This is a genomic window from Avibacterium sp. 21-595, assembly GCF_023611905.1.
Lineage (GTDB): Bacteria > Pseudomonadota > Gammaproteobacteria > Enterobacterales > Pasteurellaceae > Avibacterium.
In genome coordinates this window covers 44,842-69,862 of sequence record NZ_CP091455.1, presented here as the reverse complement: position 1 = coordinate 69,862, position 25,021 = coordinate 44,842, and the positions used below count along the sequence as shown (strand labels likewise).

Below are 25,021 nucleotides of genomic sequence, written 5' to 3'. Positions count from 1 at the left end.
GAAGTCTGTAGATAAGAGAGATAAGCTTTAGATAAGCGAAAGAATTATCTTGGCGGCGTTAGTGCAGTGGACCCACCTAAATCCATGCCGAACTTAGAAGTGAAACGCTGTAACGCCGATGGTAGTGTGGGAGCTTCCCATGTGAGAGTAGGGCACCGCCAGGTTTTGAATGAAAGAAGAACGCCATTGAGGGAACTCAGTGGCGTTTTTTGTATTTAGAGGGGATAAAAGCAGATAAGTATCAGTGAGAATGAATAGGCTATAGTCATTTCAAATAAAAATAATATGGTTATTACTAGCCCCTTATGTATGTATTAGTTGTACGTAGCGGTCGCTGTCACCTTGTCTTATTTTCATTTTAAACGATTATAGAAAAAGGAAAATCACCTTATCTTCTATATCTCAAATAAATTATTGATTAAGGCATAGGATCACACTAATGCTAAATTAATTTTCATTTCTAGAATGGCTTTTTGTGCATTGTCTAATAAATCCTGATCGGAAATAATTCGATCAAATTCATTTAATGCACAAATATGAAAGGTTGCACTTTTTCCGTATTTAGACGAATCTGATACTAAAACTTTCCGTTGGCTAGATTGCAAAATCGCGCGCTTCACTGGCAGTTTGTTTTCATCTGGTGTAGTAAGCCCTTTTAAATTCCAAGAGGAGGTGGAAATAAAGGCAATATCAATAGCCAGTTGCCTTAAGAGTTGGGCTGCTAACTCACCCACTGAAGAATAATTAGATTTATTTACCGTTCCGCCGCAGTGTATCAACTCACATTGTCCATTTTTCATTAGAAAATCTGCGATAATAAAATCATTGGTAACCACCAAGAGATCTTCCCTATCAATAATTCGATGGGCGATTTCCAGCGTTGTCGTGCCGGCATCTAAATAGATTGTTGTATTTTGTGGAATGGATTGGGCGGCACAAATACCGATATTTTCTTTCTGTGATGTAGAGAGTAAAGATTTTGCATTATGAGTAAGTTCATCTGATAAATGTTCTAATAATTTTACACCACCAGAAACGGAAACCACACGCCCTTCTTGCTCTAGTTTTTGAATATCTCGGCGGATTGTCATATGGGATACGCCAAGTGCTTCGACTAATTGTGCGATACTAATAATATTATGCTGTCGAATAAGATTAAGCAGTTGTTTTTGTCGCTCTGCAGGAATCATCACATACTCCGAAAGGATTAATTTCCCCTATTATAAAGTCTTTCTCAGAAAAATCCTATTTAATGAATTAACAATATTTAACATTTAATGTTAAATATTGTGATCTTTGTCGCAGTTTTTTATTTCAGAATAGGTAAAATGACTTGCATCTTAATCATTATTGCAGAGGAGAATGGGAATGAAAAATTATTCAGTTGCAGTTATTGGCTTAGGTGCGATGGGAATGGGCGCAGCGAAATCTTGCGTGAATGCAGGGTTAAATACCTATGGTGTAGATCTCAACCCTGCCGCCTTAGAAACCTTAAAACAATATGGTGCGAAAGCGGTGAGTCAAAGTGCGGTGGATTTTTCACAGCAATTAGATGCTGTCATTTTATTGGTGGTCAATGCTACACAAGTGAATGCGGTATTATTTGGGGAAAATGGCTTAGCTCAGTATTTAAAACCAGGAACAGCAGTGATGGTCTCTTCTACTATTTCTGCACAAGATGCAAAAATAATTTCACAAAAATTAACAGAATTAGATTTGTTAATGCTAGATGCTCCAGTTTCTGGTGGTGCAGCAAAAGCAAGTGCAGGGGAAATGACTGTGATGGCATCAGGTTCAAAACAGGCTTTTGATAAATTGCAACCGGTGTTAGATGCCGTTGCCGGTAAGGTTTATAACATTGGTGAAGAAATTGGGTTAGGCGCAACGGTAAAAATTATTCATCAGCTTTTAGCGGGGGTACATATAGCCGCAGGTGCTGAAGCAATGGCGTTGGCTGCGAAAGCAGGTATTCCACTTGCATTGATGTACGATGTTGTGACCAATGCAGCAGGAAATTCGTGGATGTTTGAAAATCGAATGAAACACGTTGTAGAGGGGGATTACACGCCACTTTCAATGGTTGATATTTTTGTTAAAGATTTGGGTTTAGTGAATGACACTGCGAAATCCCTCCATTTTCCACTTCATTTAGCGAGTACCGCTTATTCAATGTTTACCGAAGCGAGTAATGCAGGCTATGGTAAAGAAGATGATAGCGCGGTCATCAAAATTTTTAGTGGCATTACCTTGCCAAAAAAAGAGGAGAATTAAGATGTTAGGGGTGATTGCAGATGATTTTACTGGCGCGAGCGATATTGCCAGTTTCCTTGTTGAAAATGGACTTCGCACCGTGCAAATGAATGGTGTACCAACACAATCTTTGCAAGACAGCGTTGATGCCATTGTGATTAGTTTGAAGTCTCGTTCCAATCCAGCTGATGAAGCAATTCAACAATCGTTACACGCATTAGATTGGTTAAAACAAAATGGCTGCTCACAGTTTTATTTTAAATATTGTTCCACCTTTGATAGTACCGCAAAAGGGAACATCGGTCCGGTAACTGATGCTTTGTTGAACGCGTTAAATGATGATTTTACCGTGATTACCCCAGCATTGCCGATTAACGGTAGAACTATTTTCAATGGTTATCTGTTTGTAGGTGATGTGCTACTCAATGAATCGGGGATGCGTCATCACCCCATTACGCCAATGAAAGATGCCAATTTGTTACGTTTAATGGATGCTCAGGCACAAGGAAAAACAGGTTTAGTAGCTTATGCAGATGTGATTCAAGGCAGTGAACAGGTTAAAGCACGCTTTGCTGAATTAAAGCAACAAGGTTACCGCTATGCGGTGGTTGATGCGGTAGATAATCAACAACTTGCTGTGCTGGCAGAAGCTGTTACTGAGTTCAAATTAGTAACAGGCGGTTCAGGATTAGGCGCTTATATGGCGGCACGTTTAAGCGGAGGAAAGAAAGGAGAAAACGCATTTGTTCCACAAAAAGGAAAAACGGTGGTGTTATCTGGCTCTTGTTCTGTAATGACTAATCAACAAGTGGAAAATTATCAGAAAAAAGCACCGCACTTATTTCTTAATGTAGAACAGGCTATTCATCAGCCTGATTATGTAGATACCTTATATCAATGGACGATATCAAATTTGCAGTCGCCATTCGCACCTATGATTTACGCCACCGTGCCACCCGAGCAGTTAAAAGCCATTCAGCAGCAATTTGGTGCAGAACGTGCTAGCCACGCGATTGAACAAACCTTCGCATGTTTAGCTAAAAAACTCAAAAATGCAGGGATGACCAATTTCATTACTGCTGGAGGCGAAACTTCGAGTATCGTGGTGCAACAACTTGGTTTTAGTGGCTTCCATATTGGTAAACAAATTGCTCCGGGTGTGCCTTGGCTAAAAGCGCTGGAAGAACCTATTTATCTTGCGTTGAAATCGGGTAATTTCGGCAAAGTGGATTTCTTTGAGTTTGCACAAGGAATGGCAGTATGACAGAGCGAGAACAAAAAATTGAAATGGTAAATCTTGCCCGTTCGTTTTATGAACGAGGTTATAGTGTGGGTGGGGCTGGAAACTTATCTGTTCGTTTAGATGAAAATCGGATTTTAGTGACGCCAACAGGCTCTTCTTTAGGTCGATTAGATGTTGAAAAACTCTCTATTGTGGATATGCAAGGTAATTGGCTGGCTGGTGATAAACCTTCTAAAGAATATGTGTTTCATTTGGCGCTGTATCAGAACAATCCGCAATGTAATGCGGTTGTTCATCTTCATTCCACTTATTTAACCGCACTTTCTTGTTTGGAGGGATTAAATCCAACCAACGCAATGCGTGCCTTTACTCCCTATTATGTTATGCGAGTCGGTAAGCTACCTGTAATTCCTTATTATCGCCCCGGTGATGTAAATATTGCGCGTGAATTAGGGGAGCGAGCTTTATCAGGCAACGCTTTTTTGCTTGCTAATCACGGTGTTGTTGTGACGGGAACGAGCTTGGTTGATGCGGTGGATAACACGGAAGAATTGGAAGAGACCGCTAAACTGTTCTTTATCTTACAAGGACACGATATCCGTTATCTCACTGATATGGAAGTAAAAGATTTAGAAAACAGAGGAAAATAATTATGCCGAAATTTGCAGCAAATCTCACAATGATGTTTAATGAAGTGCCATTTTTAGATCGTTTTGAAGCAGCAGCTAAAGCCGGTTTCAAATATGTAGAATATTTGTGGCCTTATGAATATCCAGCCATAGAATTAAAACAACGTTTAGATCAATTTGGTTTAAAACAAGTGTTATTTAACACGCAAGCAGGTGATGTTAGCCAAGGGGAATGGGGCATTGCAGCAATTCCAGGGCGAGAAAATGATGCGCGCCGTGATATTGATTTAGCGTTGGAATATGCCCTTACCTTACATTGTCCGAATATTCACGTTATGGCGGCAGTTGTTCCTGAGGGGAAAGATCGTGAAGCGTATAAAGCGATATTTATTGAAAATGTACGCTATGCGGCGGATAAATTTAAGCCTTACGGCATTAAAGTGCTACTTGAGGCACTTAGCCCGGAAGTCAAACCCAATTACTTACTGAAAAGCCAATACGATACGTTAGAAGTGGTTGAATTGGTTAATCGCGATAATGTGTTTGTTCAGTTAGATTATTTTCACGCACAAAATGTAGATGGCAATTTATCCCGCTTAACGGACAAACTGGCGGGTAAATTTGCACATATCCAAATTGCTTCTGTTCCCGATCGCGTTGAGCCTGATGAAGGAGAAATTAACTATCAATACCTCTTTGATAAGTTAGATGCGATGGGTTATGAAGGTTATATCGGGTGTGAATATAAACCAAGAGCAAACACAGAAGAAGGGCTAGGCTGGTTTATTCCTTATCGCCATAACTAGTTAGTACATCAGATTTTCATTCTCTTATTAGATTTATTTGCGTACTGGTGAAAGCCAGTGCGTTGGGTGCTTTCATCTTGTCATTTAGCCAATAATAAGGAGACAACTATGTTTATGTATTTATCTCACCCTCTTGATCCGAAAGACGTCGCTTGGCCAGGAGAACCTGTCGTAAAAGTAACAAGATGTACAGATGTTACGGAAGACTGTCCATTTAGTAGTTTTATTAGTGAAATACCGAATCATTGTGGCACACATATGGATGCCCCACGTCATTTTGTAAAGGATGGGTTGAGCATTAATGAATTACCGATAGATTATTTTTGCCACAAAAAAGTCGCATTAATTGAAATACCCAAAAGAGAGGCAGAAGGGATCACTAAAGAAGATCTAGAACCTTATGCTGAGATGCTATCTCAAGTCTCTTTTGCTTTTTTACGTACAGGATTTGAAAAATATCGTACAGAAAATCCTGCACTTTATCAAAATGAAGGCCCTTATATTGCCACCAGCGCAGGAAAATATTTATCTGATACTTTTCCAAATTTGAAAGGTGTTGGTATTGATTTCCTCGCCTTAGGTTCACCATCATCACGCATACCAGACAGTGAAAATCCGAAACATTGCCATCAAGCCATTTTAGGTTATCACACCGGACGTTTTACTACGGTGATTGAAGATATGCACCTAGCTGAGCTACCACATAATGCGAAGATTGTGCAGTTTATTAATGCACCCTTGCGTATTACGGGGCTTGATTCTAGCCAAGTAACTTGCATTGTTGAGTTGGAATAATCGGTGAATAGATGTGCTGTAAGGTGCATCTATTTTTCTTGCAGAAGGAGGTCATTATGGAAAATTTGAACCTTTACCTTGGTGAATTGGTAGGAACGGCCTTTTTTATGGTATTAGGGTTAGGCGTTTGCGCCAATATTTCCTTAAAAAAATCAGGAATGTATGGTAGTGGTGGTATTGTCGCCGCTTGTGGTTGGGGACTAGCGATGGTTTCTATTGCTGTTATCTTTGGGCCGCTAACTGGGGCGCACGTTAATCCTGCTGTTACCATTGGCTTTTGGGCAGTAGGGCGTTTTCCTGCATCTTTAATTGCGGGATATATTCTCGCTCAGTGCATTGGTGCTTTTATCGGTGCAGTAATAATTTGGCTGTTATTTAAAGATCATTTAGATGAAGAAGATAATCAAAATAGCAAATTAGGTGTGTTTGCAACCATTGCATCTAACCAAAATAATTGGCGTAATTGTCTGTCTGAAGCCGTTGCCACTTTCTCATTATTATTCATCTTATTTGCCTTAGGACATCAAATTCCAGCTAATGGTATGGCAATGTTTTTTGTCTTTGCTGCGGTAGCAGGGGGCGTAATGTCTTTTGGCGGTCTGACAGGGTATGCAATTAATCCAGCAAGAGATTTTATGCCGCGATTAGTGCATTACTGCTTACCTATTAAAAATAAAGGGCGTTCGCATTTTGACTATGCTTGGGTGCCTATTGTTGGCCCCATAATCGGCGCCTGTTTAGCCGCTTTATTATACCGAGCATTATTTGCCTCTTAATTTATTCGTCGCAATGAAATATATATTCACTTCTCATAAAAGGAGCGCACAATGAAAATCGTCATTACTGGCGGGCAAGGATTCCTTGGACAACGCTTAGCAAAAGCCTTACTCACACAAACCAGACTTCCTATTGAAGAACTGGTATTAATTGATCTCGTCAAACCTATTGCGCCAAATAATGATTCAAGAGTACGTTGTATCGAAATGGATCTACGTCAACCGCAGGGGCTAGAGGAAATCATTAACACAAAAACCACCGCACTTTTTCATTTGGCTGCTATTGTGAGTAGCCACGCAGAACAAGATCCTGATTTAGGTTATGAAATTAACTTTCTTGCTACTCGTCATTTATTAGAAGTATGTCGGAGAAATAACCCTAATATTCGTTTTATTTTCTCCAGTTCTTTAGCGGTGTTTGGTGGTGAATTACCTACGGTGATTACTGATAGTACAGCCGTAACACCACAATCTACTTATGGTTCACAAAAGGCAATGTGTGAGCTATTGATTAATGATTATAGCCGTAAAGGCTTTGTCGATGGTTTAGTAGTACGTTTACCCACCATTTGTATTCGTCCGGGTAAACCGAATAAAGCGGCATCTTCATTTGTAAGTAGCATAATGCGTGAACCGTTACATAGCGAAGAGAGTATTTGTCCCGTTTCAGACGATCTCGGTTTATGGCTCTCTAGCCCTAATACTGTCGTGGATAACTTCATTCATTGTTTGCAATTAGCCAAATTACCAGAACGGAGTTGGCATATTGTGAATTTACCCGGCTTTAGCATTTCAGTGAAAGAAATGTTAGCTAACCTTGCGGAAATAAAAGGTCAAGACATTTTACAGTATGTTAAATACCAATTTGATCCACAAATCAATGACATTGTAGCAAGTTGGCCTGCGCAAATTGATAACCATAAAGTATTGGCATTAGGTTTTAAAGCAGATAAGGATTTTAAATCCGTCATTCATCAATTCATTCAATACGATATGTAAGGAGACAATATGTTTGGTTTACCTACGCCAATCATTGGCTTAATTATCGCTGTTTTTGTACTGGTTTATTTAGTTCTGAAAACCCGTGTTCACGCCTTTATTGCGATGTTAATTGCGTCCTCCATTGCTGGATTAATTGGTGGAATGACGGCTCAAGAAACCTTAGGGGCGATTTCCAAAGGATTTGGTGGCACCTTAGGGGGAATCGGAATTGTGATCGGTTTAGGCGTAATGATGGGAAGCATCTTAGAAGTATCGGGTGCGGCCGAAAAAATGGCATATAGTTTTATCAAAATACTTGGTAAGAAAAAGGAAGAATGGGCATTAGCGATCACCGGTTATATTGTGAGTATCCCCATTTTTGTAGATTCTGCTTTTGTGATTTTATACCCCGTAGCAAAAGCTTTAGCTAAAAATGGTAAACGTTCTCTACTTACACTCGGCGTTGCACTTGCAGGAGGACTAGTGGTAACGCACCATACTGTGCCGCCAACACCGGGTCCTTTAGGCGTTGCTGGGCTATTTAATGTGGATATTGGGGCAATGCTATTGGTTGGTATGTCAATGGCCGCATTTCCGGTTATTGGTATCGTTCTCTATGCAAAATGGCTTGATAAAAAATATCCTGACTTTAATCAACAGGTTTTCACTCAAGAAGAACTTAAACAAAAATATGATGACTACATTGAAAGTCGCGAAAAGAAAAATCTACCAAGTTTAGGGCTTTCTTTGCTGCCAATTTTATTGCCAATCGTGTTAATTTTTATCAAAGCGATTTTAGATTTAATTGCTAAAAGCGCTCCAGAATTATCACATAACGTAATTTATCAAACCTTTGTCTTCCTTGGGCATCCAATCATCGCTCTGGCGATTAGTGTATTAATTTCTGTTTATGCACTCTTGCCAAATGTAGATAAAAATACCACCGCACTTCATTTAGAAGAAGGGGTAAAAACGGCAGGGATTATCTTATTAGTAACAGGTGCCGGTGGCGCATTAGGTGCGGTATTACGTGAAAGTGGTGCAGGGGCTGAGTTAGCCAAACAAGTAGCAGCCTTACCGATTTCCCCTATCTTAATTCCTTTTATTGTTTCAACACTTGTTCGCTTTATTCAAGGTTCTGGCACCGTGGCGATGATTACCGCTGCCTCTATCTCAGCACCGATTTTAGCGCAAATTCCGGGGGTGAATATGTTACTTGCTGCACAAGCTGCCACAATGGGATCGCTCTTTTTCGGTTATTTCAATGACAGTTTATTCTGGGTGGTAAATCGAATGATGGGCATTAGTGATGTGAAAAAACAAATGATTGTGTGGTCTGTTCCTACTACTATCGCTTGGGCTATAGGGGGTTCTATGGTGATTTGCGCAAATCTAATTTGGGGAAATGATGGCTCTATTTTCGATTTAATTCTTCCTCTTGGCGTATTGGGGGGCATTTTGTTGTATGTCAATAGACAAAATAAACAACTTTAACGTTACATAAATTCCGTGTGTTGTTTTCAATACACGGAATTTTTCTTATGGAGGAAATATGAAAAAGTGCGGTGTTTTATTTTGTAGTTTTTTATGTGGGCTAAATATGGTTAATGCCAATGATCAGCCCACACCATTGGATAAACCTATAAAAATGAGCTTAATTGGTGAGATTACTGAACAAGGGCAAAAAATTAGTGGCATCGCCTTAGAGTATGAAGACAATATTTTATCGGGATCAAACTTACGCCAGCTTTATCGGGTTCAAACCACATTGGATCAACAAGCACCAATTTCTCGGACTGTGTTGAAAGCCTATGTTAATCATCAAGCGCAAAAAGCTTATCAAGCAAAGGCTGGGAAATTTGTTATTATTGAGCTAGATACCCAAGATAAAAATGCCATTCCTTATAGGCTACGCGAAGAAAATGCACAACCAATGAGATTTCAAGCAAAGGATAAAAATGGCAAGATTATTTCCGTGGAAAAAGTCCAACGCTCAAAAGTTCCTGAATATTACAATGATCGATTAATTTATACCGTTGAACAAACTGGTCTGCTTAAATTAACGAATGGCAAAACCTTAGATAAAACAAGTATTAAGAAATCAGCCAGTCAAGCAATGATCCATACACCTTATCTTGATGAATTTATTGCCAAAACAGTGGAAGGAAATTCTGATGAAAATCAATTAGCTTATCGCTTTTATCGTCCACAACTTAATACTAATCAAACTTATCCGCTCACCCTATTTCTACACGGTTCAGGGCAAGTGGGAACAGATAATCTTGCTCATTTACTGTCTAGTAAAGGTGCTATTGCAACCTTAACTTATGAAGCAGGGTTTGTACTTGCTCCACAATATCAGACGGTATTTGATCCCTTTGAACCACAAGGTGGTATTCATTGGCAAACTGATAATCGCCTTGATTTATTGCTCAAAATGATCGATCGCACTTTAGAGAATGAACCGCAAATCGATCCTACACGGATTTATTTAATTGGATTGTCACGTGGCGCAGAAGGGGCATTAAAACTTTTGCAAAAACGACCGCACTTTTTTGCGGGAGCCTTATTAATGAGTGGGCGAGAAGCGAATACATTAGAGTGGATGGAGGGGAATGCGAATGTGGCTAATTTAGCAATGCTCAAAAATGAAAATATTTGGTTTTTTCATAGTAAAGAAGACAAGGTTTCCCCAGTGAATGGCTCTAGGATTAATTACCACATTTTGCACGACAAGCTCAATGCACCAAATGTGAAATATACCGAATTTACTATGCAACAGGCAGGTGATAACGGCATTGTAAATGCGAATCCACATAACACTTGGGATGCAGTGTTTAACAGCCCCGAAATAATTCATTGGTTGCTAGCGCAACGCAGAGCCATTAAACCATAGAGGAAACAAATAATGAACACCAAAACGAACTATATCATTGCCTTAATCTTTCTTATCATTGCAGGATTGTCTTCTTACTTAGGTTTTCAAATTGAGCGTGATTTTGGGCGTATTGATGTACGAACAATCACGATTCCCACAGAAGAAAAACAACCAATGGTGGCAAAACTTTATCGTCCACTTTCTGCCACAGCTCAAGCACCAAAACCCGCCTTGTTAGCGCTACACGGTTATCAAAGTGATAAAGAAGCAACAAATACTTTTGGTGCATTAGAGTTGGCGAAAAGAGGGTTTGTTGTCCTTGCAATCGATCATTTTGGACACGGTTATTCCACCAAATTACCTGCGTCCAATAAAACCATTAGTGGTGCCAATAATGGCTATCAATATTTAAAAACGTTACCTTTTGTTAATAAAGATCAGCTTGGGATTTTCGGCCATTCCACAGGGGCATTAAACGCTATTCGTGTGGCAAAATTAAATCCTGACCATAAAGCGGTAAATGGATTAAGTAGTCATGGTGGTGATCCTGAATTGCATAATTATCTACTCACACAGGGATTATACGAAGAAATAGGAGGTTACCGTGAAAAAACTTTTCCTGTCAAAGAGTTAGTAAAAAATTCAGCTCGCTTAAATGCTTTTTCTTTGCCTCACAATGCCCAATTAAAATGGGATCATACCTACGGTTCTTTTGAGAATGGAAGTGCAAGGCGTGCCGCTTTAGTGAATGGCACACACCTTGGCGTGATGATTGCAGAACAAAGTAATAAAGAAGCGATTTTATGGTTTAACCAAGCACTACAAAATGGCGTGAAAGATAAGGATTGGATTGATCCTGACCAGCAAACTTATTGGTACAAAGAATTTTCTGGCTTAATTGCATTATTTAGTGCAGTTCTCTCAGCATTATTTTTAATTAATGGATTATTAAAACGACCTTATTTTTCTGCAATTACTCAGCAAATTTCTGAGAAAACCGCACTCTCTTGTAAGAAATGGTGGTATTTTGCTGGAATTAATATTGTACTTACAATGTTGCTCTACCCTATTTTTACCCAATGGGGCGGTGCCAATGAACCGATTGCAGCAAAATTCAGCTTTATGCCACTTGAAATGGGAAATGGTATTATTAGCTGGCTTTTTGTAAGTGCGGTCATAAATTTACTCTTTTTTGTATTATGGAAAAAAGCCAATCAAACGATTTCATTACAGGAATTGGGACTTCTTAATCAAGCGAGTATTAGTTTGATTTCATTAGTGTTACGCACGTTATTATTAAGTATGATTGCAGTAGGTTATCTTTATGTTTTAACTTGTTTTTTACACGCTTGGTTAGGTGTAGAATTGCGTTTCCTATGGCCACTGTTAAAGCCACTCACCATTGAACGAGCAGAATTGTTTTTTATTTATTGGTTACCTATTTTATTCTTTTTCTTCGTTTTCAATGGGTTGATCATTGGCGTGCAAATGAAACAACCATTACAGAAAACATTTTCTGCGACATTAATGATGTGGTCGATAAAAACGCTTATCTTTGCTGTCAGTGGCTTAGTTATTTTATGGCTATTCCACTTCATTCCTGATTTTATGCAAATCGGACCGGGATTTGATCTCATTGGGTTACCACAATTTGGTGGGCGCTGGATGATGATGCTTGCTGTGATTATCCCACAATTTATTGTATTCATTGTGATCAATCATTGGTGTTATCTCAAAACAGGATATATTTATCTAGGCGTGTTTTTTACTTCAATGCTAATGGCCTGGATTTTAGTTGGCGGACAAGTTATTGGACGGTTTTTGGCTTAGTAAAATTTAATCAGTAGGCAAGGGGCTGTTGCCCCTTTTTAGATCTTATTCTCATTATAACTTTGTAAAACAATATGCCAGTTTTTCTCATTAAAGAAAATGTTTCGTTTATTTACCTCTTTATTAAAAGAGCGGTGTAATCTGGCGAGATTTTTGGCTTTCCAACTATTCCCCGATTTTTCTGTGCATTTGTCGAAATCTAATAGCCAATATTTTTGTTCTGGCGTGGCGAAATGTTGTACTAGAATATTATGGGCGTTGAGGTCGGTGTGGCAAATTTGTCGGTCGTGTAATTGGCGGATTAATTGCCCGATTTGTTGCCAACTTTCAGCAGGCAAACTATGGCGTTGTAACAGCACAGTGAGGTCTTGTGCATTTTCGATTTTTTCACTGAGCAAATCCGCTTGATAGCAAATACCTGTTTTGCCTTTGATAATTCTTGCGCCAATCGGTTTTGGCACGGGTAACCCCTCTTGATGTAATTTATTTAACAGATGAAATTCAGCGAAACTACGCGTGTGCTGAAGCTCGCTGAACCAATAGCGATCTTTATTTAGTCTGCCTAATAAACCACCGCGATAATAATGACGTAAAGCCCCATTCACGCCAAACAGATCGGCGCTTTTTACGAACCAAGTGATACCCCGCCCTTTGGCCGAACCAAGAATACGCTGTTGTTGCTGCCAAAATTGCGGTTCAAAATAGAGGCTTGGCTCCGCAGGTTGTGTTTCCAGATTAAAAATAAAATATTGGTTTTGCTGTTGCAGTTCAAGCATATTGGGTTGATTTCTTATAGAATAGATGAATGAAAACATTCTACTGAAAATAAAAAAGAATGCTATATTAAACAGAAAAACGAAGGTAAATCTATGGCACTTTTTTCCTCGCCCCCAAAATCCATTTGTATTTTACGCCTTTCCGCCATTGGTGATGTATGCAATGCCTTGTCGGCAGTGCAACAAATTCAACGTTATTGGGAAAATACCCAAATTACTTGGATTGTTGGCAAAACAGAAAGTCAGTTATTGCAAAATGTGAAAGGTATTCGCTTTATTCCTTATGACAAAAAAACTGGCTGGAAAGGCATTTGGGCGTTATGGAAAACATTGCGTAATGAACATTTTGATGTGCTATTGAATATGCAAACCGCATTGCGTGCTTCAATGATCTCCTTAGGTATTAAAGCCACTTATAAAGTTGGATTTAGTCAAAATCGTGCGCGAGAAGGGCAATGGCTATTTACCAATCGTAAAATTAATGAGCCGAATAATCCGCACGTTCTAGCAGGATTTTGGGCCTTTGTGGATTATTTGGGCTTGCCTGTGGATAATCCGAAATGGGATTTAGGGATTGGGGAAAAAGAACGCTCTGCGGTTCGACAATTTATTGATCCAACAAGAAAAAATCTACTCATTTCTCCTTGTTCAAGTAAATTGGAAAAAGATTGGTTGGCCGAACGCTATGCTGAAATTGCCAATATTGCACACAGTCAAAATATCAATGTGATTTTATGTGGATCAACAGCATTTAGAGAGCAAGCAATGATTGAAAAAATCATCGCATTGTGTGATTTTCAACCAGTAAATGCGAGCGGAAAAACCTCATTAGTGGAATTGGCCGCACTGATTGGAATGGTTGATTTGCTGATCGCACCTGATAGTGGCCCCGCCCATATTGCGACTGCACAGGGTACGCCAGTTATTGGCTTGTATGCTTATCATAATCCCTTGCGAACAGGGCCTTATTATAATTTATCAGAAGTAGTTTCCGTGTATGAACAAAATGCTCAGCAAGAATTCGGCAAACCTTCCCATCAGTTACCTTGGGCAACCAAACTGAAAGGCAAGCAGTTAATGACACAAATTTCTGTGGCAGAGGTGTTAGAGAAAATGCGACAGATTGGTTTTGTGAAATAAAACTGTTAAAAAATAGCCAAGCATTCGCTATAATACGCCGATTTTTGCGTTCGCGAATGGCAAAAATAAAGTGCGGTGGAAAATCTCTCAATTTTTCACCGCACTTATCCTTTTGTTTTATCTTGCGAACCTGTCTTTTTATTTTTAGGAAAAACGATGTTTAATAAAATTTTTGAATGGTTTGAAAGCCGTCTAAATGCCTATCCAGAGCAATCGCCAAAAACGCCCGAAAAAGGCTTAATTCGCTTTATTTGGTCGAATATGGAAGGAATGCGTGGCTGGATTTTGTTGCTTGCGTTGCTTACTGTAGGAACGGGGGTGATGGAAGCGGTGTTGTTCCAGTTTATGGGGATCGTAGTGGATTGGCTTGGGAAATACACGCCAGCAGCCTTGTGGCAAGAAAAAGGTCATTGGCTTTTAGCAATGGCAGGCTTGTTGATCTTTAGTGTGTTCTGGTCGTTCAGCGCATCAGCAGTTCGCTTACAAACCTTGCAAGGGGTATTTCCAATGCGTTTACGTTGGAATTTCCACCGTTTAATGCTTGGACAAAGCCTGAGTTTCTATCAAGATGAATTTGCTGGGCGTGTCTCAGCTAAAGTGATGCAAACAGCCCTAGCGGTACGCGATACCGTACTGACCATTGCCGATATTATGGTTTATGTTGTTGTGTATTTCATCACCTCAGGTATTGTGCTGGCTGCATTGGATGCGTGGTTCTTATTGCCTTTTGCCTTATGGGTTGTTGCGTTTATTACTATTTTACGCATTATTATTCCCAAATTAGCTAAAACTGCCGAGCGCCAAGCGGATGCCCGTTCATTAATGACAGGGCGGATTACCGATTCTTATGCCAATATCGCCACAGTAAAACTGTTCTCACATGGGGCTAGAGAAGCCAGTTATGCCAAACGTTCTATGGAAGAATTTATGGTAACGGTACACGCACAAATGCGTTTAGCTACCTCCTTAGATACCATCACTTACGCCACCAATATTACCTTAACCCTCAGCACGGCGATCCTTGGCATTGTGCTGTGGAAGCAAGGCAGTGTTGGGGTTGGTGCGATTGCCACCGCCATTGCAATGGCATTGCGTGTGAATTTTATTTCCCGTTGGATTATGTGGGAATCCGCACGTTTGTTTGAAAATATTGGTACCGTCAATGATGGTATGAATACGCTCACTAAACCGCATACTATTGTAGATAAACCGCAAGCATTGCCATTAAAAGTGAGCAAAGGTGAAATTCATTTCAATGATGTAAGTTTTTCCTACGATCCGCAAAAACCATTACTCAGCCATTTTAATCTCACTATTAAACCCGGGGAAAAAGTGGGATTGATTGGGCGTTCTGGGGCAGGAAAATCCACCATTGTGAACTTACTATTACGTTTTTACGAGGCAAATCACGGTGAAATCACGATTGACGGGCAAAATGTATGCGAGGTAACCCAAGAAAGTTTACGTAGCCAAATTGGTTTAGTGACCCAAGATACTTCTTTATTACACCGTTCTGTGCGAGAAAATATTCTTTATGGTCGCCCAACAGCGAGTGATGAAGAAATGTTTTCAGCGGCGCAACGTGCTGAAGCCTCTGAATTTATCCCATTTTTGAGTGATGCAGAAGGTCGAACAGGCTATGACGCACACGTCGGTGAGCGTGGTGTGAAGCTCTCTGGGGGACAACGTCAGCGGATTGCCATTGCTCGTGTGATGTTAAAAGATGCACCTATTCTTTTATTAGATGAAGCCACCAGCGCCTTAGATTCGGAAGTGGAAGTAGCGATTCAAGAAAGCCTAGACAAAATGATGGAAGGCAAAACCGTGATTGCAATTGCTCACCGCCTTTCTACCATTGCCGCAATGGATCGTCTTATCGTATTAGATAAAGGACAAATTGTGGAACAAGGCACGCACAATGAATTACTCGCCCAAAATGGGCTTTATGCCAAATTGTGGCATCATCAAAGCGGTGGCTTTTTGAGTGAAGAATAATGCTAGCCTATGATGATAAAAAGCAAGATTATTGAGTAATCTTGCTTTTTTATAATTAAAGCAATTTAACCCTGTTCAAAGAAAATTAATACCCATTTTCCTGTGTATTTATTCCTTTCACAATTGCCACTCCCGCACTTACTCCTAAGCGGGTTGCTCCCGCATTAAGCATTGCAATAGCCGTGGCGGTATCACGAATGCCACCCGAGGCTTTTACACCGATTTCATCACCGACAATGCGCTTCATAAAAGTAACGTCCTCAACAGTTGCACCGCCTGTGCTAAAACCAGTAGAGGTTTTTACAAAAGCCACCTTGAGTGTTTTGCAGATTTCGCAGACTTTGATGATTTCCTCTTTGGTTAAGAGACAGGTTTCTAAAATCACTTTTAAGGTTTTTCCTTGGCAAGCAGAAAGTACCGTTGCGATATCTTGTTCCACGTCTTGCCATTGTTGAGATTTTACCCACCCTACATTAATGACCATATCAATTTCATCTGCGCCCTGAGCAATTGCTTGTTGCGCTTCAAACGCTTTCACTTGGCTTAAACTTGCCCCTAAAGGAAAGCCAACAACGGTACAAATTCTCACCGCACTTTGTGCAAGTGCCTGTTTTGCGAGAGGAATATACGCCGAGTTAATACACACGGAGCAAAATTGATGTGCTATTGCTTGTTGGCATAAATTAAGAATGTCTTGTGGCGTTTTATCCGCAGCAAGGGCTGTGTGGTCAATGTATTTTGCAATATCTTGTGGTTGCATCATATATCCTTAATCTTGGCTGAATTTGTGCTATATCATAACCTAAAAGAGGGGGTGAGCGCGAAATTTCTTTAGCCCTTATTGGCAAAATCCTTTAGAATAAACGCCAATAGTAAAATCAAATGAGGATTGAAAAATGATTATTGTAACTGGCGGCGCAGGCTTTATTGGCAGTAATATCGTAAAAGCGTTAAATGAGATTGGGCGCACGGATATTTTAGTGGTGGACGATTTAAAAGATGGCACAAAATTTGTCAATTTAGTGGATTTAGATATTGCCGATTATTGTGATAAAGATGATTTCATCGCATCCATTATGGCGGGTGATGATTTAGGTGATATTGATGTCATTTTCCACCAAGGTGCTTGTTCTGCCACAACCGAATGGGACGGCAAATTCGTAATGGAAAATAATTATGAATATTCCAAAGAATTATTGCATTATTGTTTAGAGCGTCAAATTCCGTTTTACTACGCGTCAAGTGCGGCAACTTATGGGGACAGCAAAACCTTTGTCGAAGCGCGTGAATTTGAAAAACCGCTAAATGTATATGGTTATTCTAAATTCTTATTTGATGAATATGTGCGTAAAATCTTGCCAGAGGCAACTTCACCTGTGTGTGGTTTTAAATATTTCAATGTCTATGGGCCAAGAGAACAGCACAAAGGGAGTATGGCAAGCGTGGCATTCCACCTTAATAACCAAATTTTGAAAGGTGAAAATCCAAAATTATTTGCAGGCAGCGAACATTTCTTGCGTGATTTTGTTTATGTTGGCGATGTAGCTGCGGTAAATATTTGGTGCTGGCAACACGGCATTTCGGGGATTTACAACTGCGGAACAGGCAATGCGGAAAGTTTTGAGGCAGTGGCACAAGCAGTATTAAAATTCCACGGCAAAGGACAAATTGAGACCATTCCATTCCCAGAACATTTGAAGAGCCGCTACCAAGAATACACCCAAGCCGATCTCAGTAAACTGCGTGCCACAGGATATGACAAACCGTTCAAACCTGTTGCTGAAGGTGTTAGCGAATATATGGCGTGGTTGAATAAATAACATCACTACGCAATTAAATGAAATGAGGGGCGAACCTGTGTGTTCGCCCGAAATAAATAGGATTTGTCTTAAAAAATTGTCAAAATTTCTACCGCATTTTTATTTTTAGCACAAATAGAAGTGCGGTGGGAAAACGTGATTTTGAGTGGGCGGACACATAGGTCCGCCTCTACGATATGAAATTATTGCGCGATTACACAAATAATTTTGACTATTTTTGTAGATAAACATAGCAAATTGTAGGGGCGAACCTATGTGTTCGCTCGAAATAAATAGGATTCGTCGTAAAAAATTGTCAAAATTTTCACCGCACTTTATTTTTAGCCAAATAGAAGTGCGGTGGAAAAGTGCGATTTTTTGAGTGGGCAGGTTTATAGTTCCCCTTGGCAATTGATATAATTCACAAATTGATGAGAACCACGAAATGAACATCTTAATAATTGGCCCGTCTTGGGTTGGCGATATGATGATGTCGCACAGTTTATATCAATGTTTAAAACAGCAATATGCTCACTGTCAAATTGATGTACTTGCGCCCAATTGGTGTCGACCTCTGTTAGAAAGAATGCCAGAGGTGCGTCAGGCTCTTCCAATGTCCATTGGACACGGCACTTTTGGCTTGAAAGCACGCTATGAAATTGGAAAAGGTTTAAGAAATCAATATGATATGGCAATTGTGTTGCCAAATTCGCTCAAATCTGCGTTTATTCCAGTGTTTGCTAAAATTGCGTGTCGCCGTGGTTGGAAAGGGGAAAGCCGTTATTTCTTTTTGAATGATTTACGTGCAAATAAAAAAGATTACCCTATGATGGTGCAACGCTATGTGGCATTGGCCTATGAAAAAAATGCTGTGCCGACTGCTTCGCAAATGCGCTTTCCTTATCCTTATTTACAGGTCAGCAGCCAGCAAATTGAGCAAACCAAAGGTCATTTTCACGCGCAATTTGCACAGGCACAACATCGCCCTGCTATTGGTTTTTGTCCGGGGGCAGAGTTTGGTCCAGCCAAGCGTTGGCCGCATTATCATTATGCCGAGCTTGCACAAATGCTCATTGAAAAAGGTTACAGCATTTGCCTCTTTGGGTCAGCGAAAGATGAGCAAGTGGGGGAGGAAATTCGTACCAGTTTGCCTGAAAATTTACAGCCTTATTGCTTAAATTTGGCAGGGCAAACAAGCCTTAATCAAGTGGTAGATTTGATTGCAGATTGTCAAGGCGTGGTAACCAATGATAGTGGTTTAATGCACGTTGCGGCGGCGGTGCAACGTCCACTTGTGGCACTTTATGGCCCAACAAGCCCACAATATACGCCACCATTATCTCACCAAGCGGTGATCATTCGTTTACAAAAAGGCGGATTAGAAAAAATTCGTAAAGCTAAAGATAGTGCCGAAGGCTATCACCAAAGCCTTATCGACATTACCCCAGCAATGGTAATGGAAAAATTAAACGAAATTTTACCGCACTTTGAACCGGCATAAATAAGGCATAACAATGCGAATTTGCTTAGTGAAAACCTCCTCAATGGGGGATGTAATCCACACATTGCCCGCATTGACGGATGCACAAAAAGCTTTGCCTAATTTACAAGTGGATTGGGTGGTGGAAGAAAATTTCGCGGAAATTCCCACTTGGCATTCTGCGGTGAAGCGCGTGATCCCGATAGCGATTCGCCGTTGGCGTAAACAGCTTTTACAACGCAATACGTGGCAAGAATGGCAAGCCTATCGTCAATTACTCCAACAAAATCAATATGATGCAGTGATTGATGCACAAGGTTTAGTAAAAAGTGCGTGGTTTGCTGTGCGCCTAGCGCAAGGGATAAAGCACGGTTACGATAAACAGTCCGCACGCGAACCTTTGGCGGCATTGTTTTATGATAAACACTATGCCATTGATTATCAGCAACACGCGGTAGAACGCATTCGTCAGTTATTTGCACAGGTCTTGGATTATAGGTTGCCGAACCAGCAAGGGGATTATGGCATTGCACAGCATTTTGCCGTGCAACAAGGCGTATCACCTTATGTGTTATTGATTCACGCCACCACTCGCGCGGATAAACATTGGTGTAATCAAGAATGGAAAAAATTAGCATACAATCTCACCGCACTTGGTTTTGCAGTGCATTTGCCTTGGGGCAATGAAAAAGAAAAACACACCGCCGAATGGATCGCGCAAGGCATTGAAAATGCCGTTGTTCTGCCTAAAATGTCCCTCACCACACTCGCCCAACAGATTGCCAATGCCAAAGCGGTGGTTTCTGTGGATACGGGATTAGCTCATCTCTGCGCCGCCTTAGATAAACCTAACCTCACCCTTTATGGCGCGACCAATCCAGAGTTAATCGGCACTTATGGCAAAAATCAATATCACTTACAAGCGCCAACAATGGCACAGGTTTCTGCTGAAAAGGTGATGGAATACTTACGTCCCGTACTTTAGTGGGATGTTAATGCTGCTTGCAATCGCCCTTGATTTTTGCTTAATAATTGTACCGCAGTGGGATAATCCACATCTGCCAGTAACATCAATATTGCTACTTTGACGTTATTATGGGCTACGTTGAGGGTTCGCTCTGCCTGTTCTGCTGTGCAATCCGTTGCTTGCATTACGATACGCACAGCTCGCGCCACTAATTTTTGATTGCTCGCTTGCACGTCCACCATTAAATTTTGATAGCATTTCCCCATTAGCACCATACTGGCGGTAGTGAGCATATTCAACACCAATTTTTGTGCTGTGCCAGATTTTAACCGACTTGAGCCAGTGAGTACTTCCGCGCCGACGACTGTAATGATGGCAATCTCTGCGATTTGTGCCATTGGCGAATTCGCATTGCTGGCAATAGCAACGGTTGTTGCGCCTAAGGCGTTGGCATAATCCAAGCCACCTAGCACATAAGGCGTGCGTCCACTGGCGGCAATCCCGACAAGAATATCCTTTTTGTTAAAATCAATTTCTCGCAAATTTTCCACCGCACTTTGTGGATTATCTTCCGCCCCTTCAATAGGATAGCGTAAAGCCCGTTCGCCCCCAGCAATAATGCCTTTTACCATTTCGTGAGAAACACCAAAGGTAGGTGGACATTCTGAGGCATCAAGCACGCCTAAGCGCCCACTTGTGCCTGCACCAAGATACACTAACCGCCCCCCTTGCTGAAAGGCTTGCACAATTTTTTCCACTGCTCTAGCAATTTGTGGCAAGCATTTCTCAATAGCCTGTGGCACGTTTTTGTCTTCTGCATTCATTAACTGCACGATTTCTAACGCAGAAAGCTCGTCTAAATTCATTGAATTTGGATTACGTTGTTCCGTTGTAAGCTGGGAAAGCTGATTGAGTAACCTGTTGTCTTTCATTTTTTTATCTCTTGGGTTTCGGGCGAACACATCGGTTCGCCACTTGGGTAAAGTGCGGTGAGAAAATCACTATTTTTTGCCGCGATAATTGTCTCTGTTTATCGACAAAAGCCTAAAATAACCTATTTAAATCATATCTTGTAGGGGCGGACCTGTGTGTCCGCCCGTTTAAACATCTTTTTTTCATCGCACTTTATTTTGTCAAAAACAAAAGTGTGGTAGAAATTTTGACGGTTTTCCTGCGATTAAATTTTTGGTTTCGGGCGAACACATCGGTTCGCCACTTGGGTAAAGTGCGGTGAGAAAATCGCTATTTTTCGCCGCGATAATTGTCTCTGTTTATCTACAAAAAGCCTAAAATAACCTATTTAAATCATATCTCGTAGGGGCGGACCTGTGTGTCCGCCCGTTTAAAAACCTCTTTTTTCATTGCGCTTTATTTTGTCAAAAACAAAAGTGCGGTAGAAATTTTGACGATTTTTCCGCGATTAATTTCTTAGTTTCGGGCGAATACATCGGTTCGCCACTTGGGTAAAGTGCGGTGAGAAAATCACTATTTTTCGCCGCGATAATTGTCTCTGTTTATCGACAAAAAGCCTAAAATAACCTATTTAAATCATATCTCGTAGGGGCGGACCTGTGTGTCCGCCCGTTTAAACATCTTTTTTTCATCGCACTTTATTTTGTCAAAAATAAAAGTGCGGTAGAAATTTTGACGGTTTTTCCGCGATTAATTTCTTAGTTTCGGGCGAACACATCGGTTCGCCACTACTGGGTTTTCAGGTTTTCCTGATTTAATCATCTTTAGGATAAATCACGCCTAAACTCACTGCCTTTGTTGCTCCTGTTACACTCGGTTGGTTAGAGGGTAAATTATGTATTCGGCGATAGGCTAACCACGCAAAGGCTGCGGCTTCTAAATAATCTGCGTCTAAGCCGTAGTCTGTTGTGGTGGCAATTTGCCATTCAGGAAGTAAACGACTGAGATGCGCCATAATAACAGGATTTTTCGCACCACCGCCACAAACGAGTAATAAGCAGGGAAGATCATTGTGTTGGCTTAAATGCCGTAGCTCTTGTGCCGTGCATTGTGCGGTAAATTCTGCTAGCGTAGCTTGCACATCTTGCGGAGGCAGTGCGGTGTGTTTTTGCAGAATTTTTTCTAGCCAAGTGAGATTAAATTGCTCTCTCCCCGTGCTTTTGGGGGCAGGTAAGGAAAAGTATGGATCAGCCAATAAGGCTTGTAATAGAGCTGGGTGACTTTGTCCTGAAGCCGCCCATTCGCCATTTTTATCATAGCTTTTTCCTTGATGTTTCGCGATCCAACTATCTAGCAACGCATTGCCCACGCCCGTGTCGTAACCTAGCACAGGTTGGTTTGGGATTAGCACAGAAATATTGCTAATCCCACCAATATTCAACACCACGGTATTTCGCGTAGGATCAGCAAACACATTATGGTGAAAAGCAGGCACAAGCGGTGCGCCCTGTCCGCCATAAGCCATATCTTTACGGCGAAAATCCGCCACAGTGGTAATGCCTGTGCGAGCAACAATAATATTGGCATCACCCAATTGCCAAGTAAAGGGCGATTGCCCTTGCGGTGCGTGCCAAATGGTTTGCCCGTGGCAACCCACCGCCTGAATTTGTTCTGCACGGAGAGAATATTTTGCCAAAAACTGGTTGATGCTTTCTGCATAAAGTACGCCAAGTTGATGATCGAGTTCACCAATATGGTGTAGGGTGCTTTGTCCAGAATGTAAAAGTGCGGTGAGATTTTCTCGTAAATTTGGTGGCATTGGCACAAAATCGGTGGCAATCACCTGAGCTGATTGAGCAGAAAAATCCATCAGTGCGAGATCAACGCCGTCAAGACTGGTGCCAGACATTACGCCAAGGTAATAATGAGGGAGCATAAACTTTTCCATTGAAAATTTGAATTGGCGATATTCTATTATAAAATAGCGCAGATTTTTATCTTAAACCGACAGAACAAGGATTTTTATGAACAAGTTAAGTGTAGTGATTTTGGCCGCGGGCAAAGGCACGAGAATGTATTCCGACTTGCCGAAAGTGTTGCATAAAGTCGCGGGTAAGCCAATGGTGAAACACGTTATTGATACCGCCAAACAGCTCAATGCCGATAATATTCATTTAATTTATGGTCACGGCGCAGAATTATTACAACAACACCTTGCCGATGAAAATGTAAACTGGGTGCTGCAACCCGTGCAACTTGGCACAGGACACGCGATGCAACAAGCCGCGCCTTTTTTCGCCGATGATGAAAATATCGTAATGCTTTATGGCGATGCGCCACTTATTACGGCGGAAACATTGCAAAAATTGATTGCAGCGAAACCAGCAAATGGCATTGCCTTATTAACCGCGCATTTAGAAGATCCAACTGGCTATGGGCGAATTATTCGTCAAGCGGGGAATGTGGTCGCCATTGTAGAACAAAAAGATGCCAGCCCAGAACAGTTGGCGATTCAAGAAGTGAATACGGGGGTAATGGTCTCCAGTGGTGCAAGTTTCAGAAAATGGCTAGCAAAATTGGATAATAACAATGCTCAAGGCGAATATTATATGACCGATGTGATTAAATTTGCTAACCAAGAGGGTTGTAAAGTGGCGGCAGTGCAAGCGCAAGATTTAATGGAAGTAGAAGGCGCGAATAACCGCTTACAACTGGCTGAGCTTGAGCGGTATTATCAACGTAAACAAGCAGAAAAATTATTGCTTGCGGGGGTGAGTTTGCGTGATCCAAACCGTTTTGATTTGCGTGGTGAAATCACCCACGGTAAAGATGTGGAAATTGACGTGAATGTGATTATCGAAGGCGTCGTAACATTGGGTAATCGTGTAAAAATCGGCGCGGGTTGTGTAATTAAAAACTGCGTGATTGGCGATGATGTGGAAATCAAGCCTTACTCGGTATTTGAAGATGCAGTCATTGGGGAAAGCGCGCAAATTGGACCTTTCTCAAGAATTCGTCCCGGTACAAAACTTGCCGCACAAACCCATATCGGCAATTTTGTTGAAGTGAAAAAATCACACATTGGCAAAGGCTCTAAAGTGAACCACTTGAGCTATATTGGCGATAGCGAAATTGGCGCAAATTGTAATATTGGGGCAGGGACGATCACTTGTAATTATGATGGTGTGAATAAATTCAAAACCGTGATTGGTGATGAGGTGTTTGTTGGTTCAGACAGCCAACTTGTTGCTCCCGTTACTATCGCTAAAGGGGCAACCATTGGCGCTGGCACGACGGTAACCAAAGATATTGCGGAAAATGAACTGGTGATCTCACGCGTTCCACAGCGTAATATTCAAGGGTGGAAGCGCCCAGAAAAACTTGCCAAAAAATAACGGGTTTACTTCGTTGCTTATTACGATGATTTTTTAGTCAAAAGCGATTTTCTCACCGCACTTTATCCTGTAGGGGCGAACCGATGTGTTTGCCCGAAACTAAGGAATTAATCGCGGGAAAACCGTCAAAATTTCTACCGCACTTTTGTTTTTGACAAAATAAAATGCGATGAAAAAAGAGATGTTTAAACGGGCGGACACATAGGTCCGCCCCTACGAAATATGATTTAAATAAGTTATTTTAGGCTTTTTGTCGATAAACAGAGACAATTATCGCGGTGAAAAAAAAGCGAAAGTGAACGGAACATCTCGTCAATCTTTTTGACTAAATAGCGATGCCGTTATGCAACGTTCATCAACAATAAGTAA

General features: G+C 41.0%; 21 protein-coding genes and 1 rRNA gene. 17 read left to right on the top strand and 5 right to left on the bottom strand.

Translation table 11 applies throughout. The features are described 5' to 3' along the window. The first annotated feature begins 48 nt into the window (after window positions 1-48). A 5S ribosomal RNA gene (rrf, locus tag L4F92_RS00250) occupies window positions 49-164 on the top strand. Window positions 165-431: 267 nt separating this feature from the next. Here rrf and L4F92_RS00245 read toward each other — a convergent pair. Further along, complete coding sequence (locus L4F92_RS00245) at window positions 432-1,190, bottom strand: DeoR/GlpR family DNA-binding transcription regulator (protein WP_250364608.1); 759 nt, start codon at window positions 1,188-1,190, stop codon at window positions 432-434. Between the two features lie 172 nt (window positions 1,191-1,362). Between L4F92_RS00245 and ltnD the strand changes: the two genes are divergently transcribed. From ltnD to L4F92_RS00195, 10 genes are all read left to right on the top strand, one after another. Next, entirely contained in the window at window positions 1,363-2,271 is a 909-nt protein-coding gene (gene ltnD / locus L4F92_RS00240) for an L-threonate dehydrogenase (RefSeq protein WP_250363786.1), read from the top strand. Between the two features lies 1 nt (window position 2,272). Continuing rightward, on the top strand, window positions 2,273-3,514 hold the full coding sequence (otnK, locus tag L4F92_RS00235) for a 3-oxo-tetronate kinase (RefSeq protein ID WP_250363785.1): 1,242 nt from the start codon (window positions 2,273-2,275) through the stop codon (window positions 3,512-3,514). Then, a complete protein-coding gene (gene otnC, locus L4F92_RS00230; protein ID WP_250363784.1) occupies window positions 3,511-4,143 on the top strand; it encodes a 3-oxo-tetronate 4-phosphate decarboxylase in 633 nt (210 codons plus the stop codon). Before otnK ends, otnC begins: the two co-directional genes overlap by 4 nt. A 2-nt stretch (window positions 4,144-4,145) precedes the next feature. Then, window positions 4,146-4,928, top strand: a complete 783-nt coding sequence (otnI, locus tag L4F92_RS00225) for a 2-oxo-tetronate isomerase (protein ID WP_250363783.1) — start codon at window positions 4,146-4,148, stop codon at window positions 4,926-4,928. Window positions 4,929-5,036: 108 nt separating this feature from the next. Continuing rightward, window positions 5,037-5,723: a cyclase family protein gene (locus L4F92_RS00220; protein ID WP_250363782.1), complete on the top strand. Its 687-nt coding sequence runs from the start codon at window positions 5,037-5,039 to the stop codon at window positions 5,721-5,723. 56 nt (window positions 5,724-5,779) lie between these two features. Next, entirely contained in the window at window positions 5,780-6,499 is a 720-nt protein-coding gene (locus L4F92_RS00215; protein WP_250363781.1) for an MIP/aquaporin family protein, read from the top strand. Window positions 6,500-6,550: 51 nt separating this feature from the next. Beyond that, window positions 6,551-7,498, top strand: a complete 948-nt coding sequence (gene denD, locus L4F92_RS00210; protein ID WP_250363780.1) for a D-erythronate dehydrogenase — start codon at window positions 6,551-6,553, stop codon at window positions 7,496-7,498. A 9-nt stretch (window positions 7,499-7,507) separates the two neighbouring features. After that, window positions 7,508-8,974: a GntT/GntP/DsdX family permease gene (locus L4F92_RS00205; RefSeq protein WP_250363779.1), complete on the top strand. Its 1,467-nt coding sequence runs from the start codon at window positions 7,508-7,510 to the stop codon at window positions 8,972-8,974. A 106-nt stretch (window positions 8,975-9,080) separates the two neighbouring features. Continuing rightward, complete coding sequence (locus L4F92_RS00200; protein WP_250364607.1) at window positions 9,081-10,376, top strand: phospholipase; 1,296 nt, start codon at window positions 9,081-9,083, stop codon at window positions 10,374-10,376. Between the two features lie 12 nt (window positions 10,377-10,388). Then, entirely contained in the window at window positions 10,389-12,188 is a 1,800-nt protein-coding gene (locus tag L4F92_RS00195) for an alpha/beta hydrolase (protein WP_250363778.1), read from the top strand. Window positions 12,189-12,226: 38 nt separating this feature from the next. On the opposite strand, the gene L4F92_RS00190 is transcribed toward L4F92_RS00195, so the two are convergent. After that, complete coding sequence (locus L4F92_RS00190) at window positions 12,227-12,964, bottom strand: 3-deoxy-D-manno-octulosonic acid kinase (protein ID WP_250363777.1); 738 nt, start codon at window positions 12,962-12,964, stop codon at window positions 12,227-12,229. Between the two features lie 93 nt (window positions 12,965-13,057). On the opposite strand from L4F92_RS00190, the gene L4F92_RS00185 reads away from it, so the two are divergent. Both L4F92_RS00185 and L4F92_RS00180 read left to right on the top strand, forming a co-directional pair. Then, the gene (locus tag L4F92_RS00185) at window positions 13,058-14,104 is read left to right on the top strand and encodes a glycosyltransferase family 9 protein (protein ID WP_250363776.1); all 1,047 of its coding nucleotides are present in this window, start codon (window positions 13,058-13,060) and stop codon (window positions 14,102-14,104) included. A 156-nt stretch (window positions 14,105-14,260) separates the two neighbouring features. Beyond that, window positions 14,261-16,099 carry an ABC transporter ATP-binding protein gene (locus L4F92_RS00180; RefSeq protein ID WP_250351195.1) on the top strand — a complete coding sequence of 613 codons (1,839 nt, stop codon included), beginning with the start codon at window positions 14,261-14,263 and terminating at the stop codon, window positions 16,097-16,099. Between the two features lie 85 nt (window positions 16,100-16,184). On the opposite strand, the gene deoC is transcribed toward L4F92_RS00180, so the two are convergent. Next, window positions 16,185-16,859, bottom strand: coding sequence for a deoxyribose-phosphate aldolase (deoC, locus tag L4F92_RS00175; RefSeq protein WP_250364606.1), 675 nt, complete (start codon window positions 16,857-16,859; stop codon window positions 16,185-16,187). Window positions 16,860-16,995: 136 nt separating this feature from the next. On the opposite strand from deoC, the gene rfaD reads away from it, so the two are divergent. The 3 genes from rfaD (at window position 16,996) to rfaC (ending at window position 20,363) form a co-directional block, all read left to right on the top strand. Beyond that, window positions 16,996-17,919 carry an ADP-glyceromanno-heptose 6-epimerase gene (gene rfaD / locus L4F92_RS00170; protein WP_250351194.1) on the top strand — a complete coding sequence of 308 codons (924 nt, stop codon included), beginning with the start codon at window positions 16,996-16,998 and terminating at the stop codon, window positions 17,917-17,919. Between the two features lie 424 nt (window positions 17,920-18,343). Continuing rightward, complete coding sequence (waaF, locus tag L4F92_RS00165) at window positions 18,344-19,399, top strand: lipopolysaccharide heptosyltransferase II (protein ID WP_250363775.1); 1,056 nt, start codon at window positions 18,344-18,346, stop codon at window positions 19,397-19,399. Window positions 19,400-19,412: 13 nt separating this feature from the next. After that, window positions 19,413-20,363, top strand: coding sequence for a lipopolysaccharide heptosyltransferase RfaC (gene rfaC, locus L4F92_RS00160; RefSeq protein WP_250363774.1), 951 nt, complete (start codon window positions 19,413-19,415; stop codon window positions 20,361-20,363). On the opposite strand, the gene murQ is transcribed toward rfaC, so the two are convergent. Next, window positions 20,360-21,277 (bottom strand): N-acetylmuramic acid 6-phosphate etherase, encoded by a 918-nt coding sequence (gene murQ, locus L4F92_RS00155; protein ID WP_250363773.1) that lies wholly within the window; start codon window positions 21,275-21,277, stop codon window positions 20,360-20,362. The two genes, rfaC and murQ, sit on opposite strands and share 4 nt — an antisense overlap. A 794-nt stretch (window positions 21,278-22,071) precedes the next feature. After that, window positions 22,072-23,193: an anhydro-N-acetylmuramic acid kinase gene (locus L4F92_RS00150; protein ID WP_250363772.1), complete on the bottom strand. Its 1,122-nt coding sequence runs from the start codon at window positions 23,191-23,193 to the stop codon at window positions 22,072-22,074. Between the two features lie 88 nt (window positions 23,194-23,281). Between L4F92_RS00150 and glmU the strand changes: the two genes are divergently transcribed. Further along, window positions 23,282-24,652: a bifunctional UDP-N-acetylglucosamine diphosphorylase/glucosamine-1-phosphate N-acetyltransferase GlmU gene (glmU, locus tag L4F92_RS00145; protein WP_250363771.1), complete on the top strand. Its 1,371-nt coding sequence runs from the start codon at window positions 23,282-23,284 to the stop codon at window positions 24,650-24,652. Window positions 24,653-25,021 lie beyond the last annotated feature (369 nt).

Excerpts from the sequence above, each read along its gene's own strand:
- murQ (WP_250363773.1), bottom strand. The coding sequence starts at position 21,277 with ATGAAAGACAACAGGTTACTCAATCAGCTTTCCCAGCTTACAACGGAA.
- L4F92_RS00195 (WP_250363778.1), top strand. The coding sequence starts at position 10,389 with ATGAACACCAAAACGAACTATATCATTGCCTTAATCTTTCTTATCATT.
- deoC (WP_250364606.1), bottom strand. The coding sequence starts at position 16,859 with ATGCAACCACAAGATATTGCAAAATACATTGACCACACAGCCCTTGCT.
- glmU (WP_250363771.1), top strand. The coding sequence starts at position 23,282 with ATGAACAAGTTAAGTGTAGTGATTTTGGCCGCGGGCAAAGGCACGAGA.
- L4F92_RS00245 (WP_250364608.1), bottom strand. The coding sequence starts at position 1,190 with ATGATTCCTGCAGAGCGACAAAAACAACTGCTTAATCTTATTCGACAG.
- L4F92_RS00205 (WP_250363779.1), top strand. The coding sequence starts at position 7,508 with ATGTTTGGTTTACCTACGCCAATCATTGGCTTAATTATCGCTGTTTTT.
- otnC (WP_250363784.1), top strand. The coding sequence starts at position 3,511 with ATGACAGAGCGAGAACAAAAAATTGAAATGGTAAATCTTGCCCGTTCG.
- L4F92_RS00220 (WP_250363782.1), top strand. The coding sequence starts at position 5,037 with ATGTTTATGTATTTATCTCACCCTCTTGATCCGAAAGACGTCGCTTGG.
- L4F92_RS00190 (WP_250363777.1), bottom strand. The coding sequence starts at position 12,964 with ATGCTTGAACTGCAACAGCAAAACCAATATTTTATTTTTAATCTGGAA.
- otnK (WP_250363785.1), top strand. The coding sequence starts at position 2,273 with ATGTTAGGGGTGATTGCAGATGATTTTACTGGCGCGAGCGATATTGCC.
- denD (WP_250363780.1), top strand. The coding sequence starts at position 6,551 with ATGAAAATCGTCATTACTGGCGGGCAAGGATTCCTTGGACAACGCTTA.
- rfaD (WP_250351194.1), top strand. The coding sequence starts at position 16,996 with ATGATTATTGTAACTGGCGGCGCAGGCTTTATTGGCAGTAATATCGTA.
- L4F92_RS00150 (WP_250363772.1), bottom strand. The coding sequence starts at position 23,193 with ATGCTCCCTCATTATTACCTTGGCGTAATGTCTGGCACCAGTCTTGAC.
- L4F92_RS00180 (WP_250351195.1), top strand. The coding sequence starts at position 14,261 with ATGTTTAATAAAATTTTTGAATGGTTTGAAAGCCGTCTAAATGCCTAT.
- ltnD (WP_250363786.1), top strand. The coding sequence starts at position 1,363 with ATGGGAATGAAAAATTATTCAGTTGCAGTTATTGGCTTAGGTGCGATG.
- L4F92_RS00185 (WP_250363776.1), top strand. The coding sequence starts at position 13,058 with ATGGCACTTTTTTCCTCGCCCCCAAAATCCATTTGTATTTTACGCCTT.
- otnI (WP_250363783.1), top strand. The coding sequence starts at position 4,146 with ATGCCGAAATTTGCAGCAAATCTCACAATGATGTTTAATGAAGTGCCA.
- L4F92_RS00200 (WP_250364607.1), top strand. The coding sequence starts at position 9,081 with ATGGTTAATGCCAATGATCAGCCCACACCATTGGATAAACCTATAAAA.
- waaF (WP_250363775.1), top strand. The coding sequence starts at position 18,344 with ATGAACATCTTAATAATTGGCCCGTCTTGGGTTGGCGATATGATGATG.
- L4F92_RS00215 (WP_250363781.1), top strand. The coding sequence starts at position 5,780 with ATGGAAAATTTGAACCTTTACCTTGGTGAATTGGTAGGAACGGCCTTT.
- rfaC (WP_250363774.1), top strand. The coding sequence starts at position 19,413 with ATGCGAATTTGCTTAGTGAAAACCTCCTCAATGGGGGATGTAATCCAC.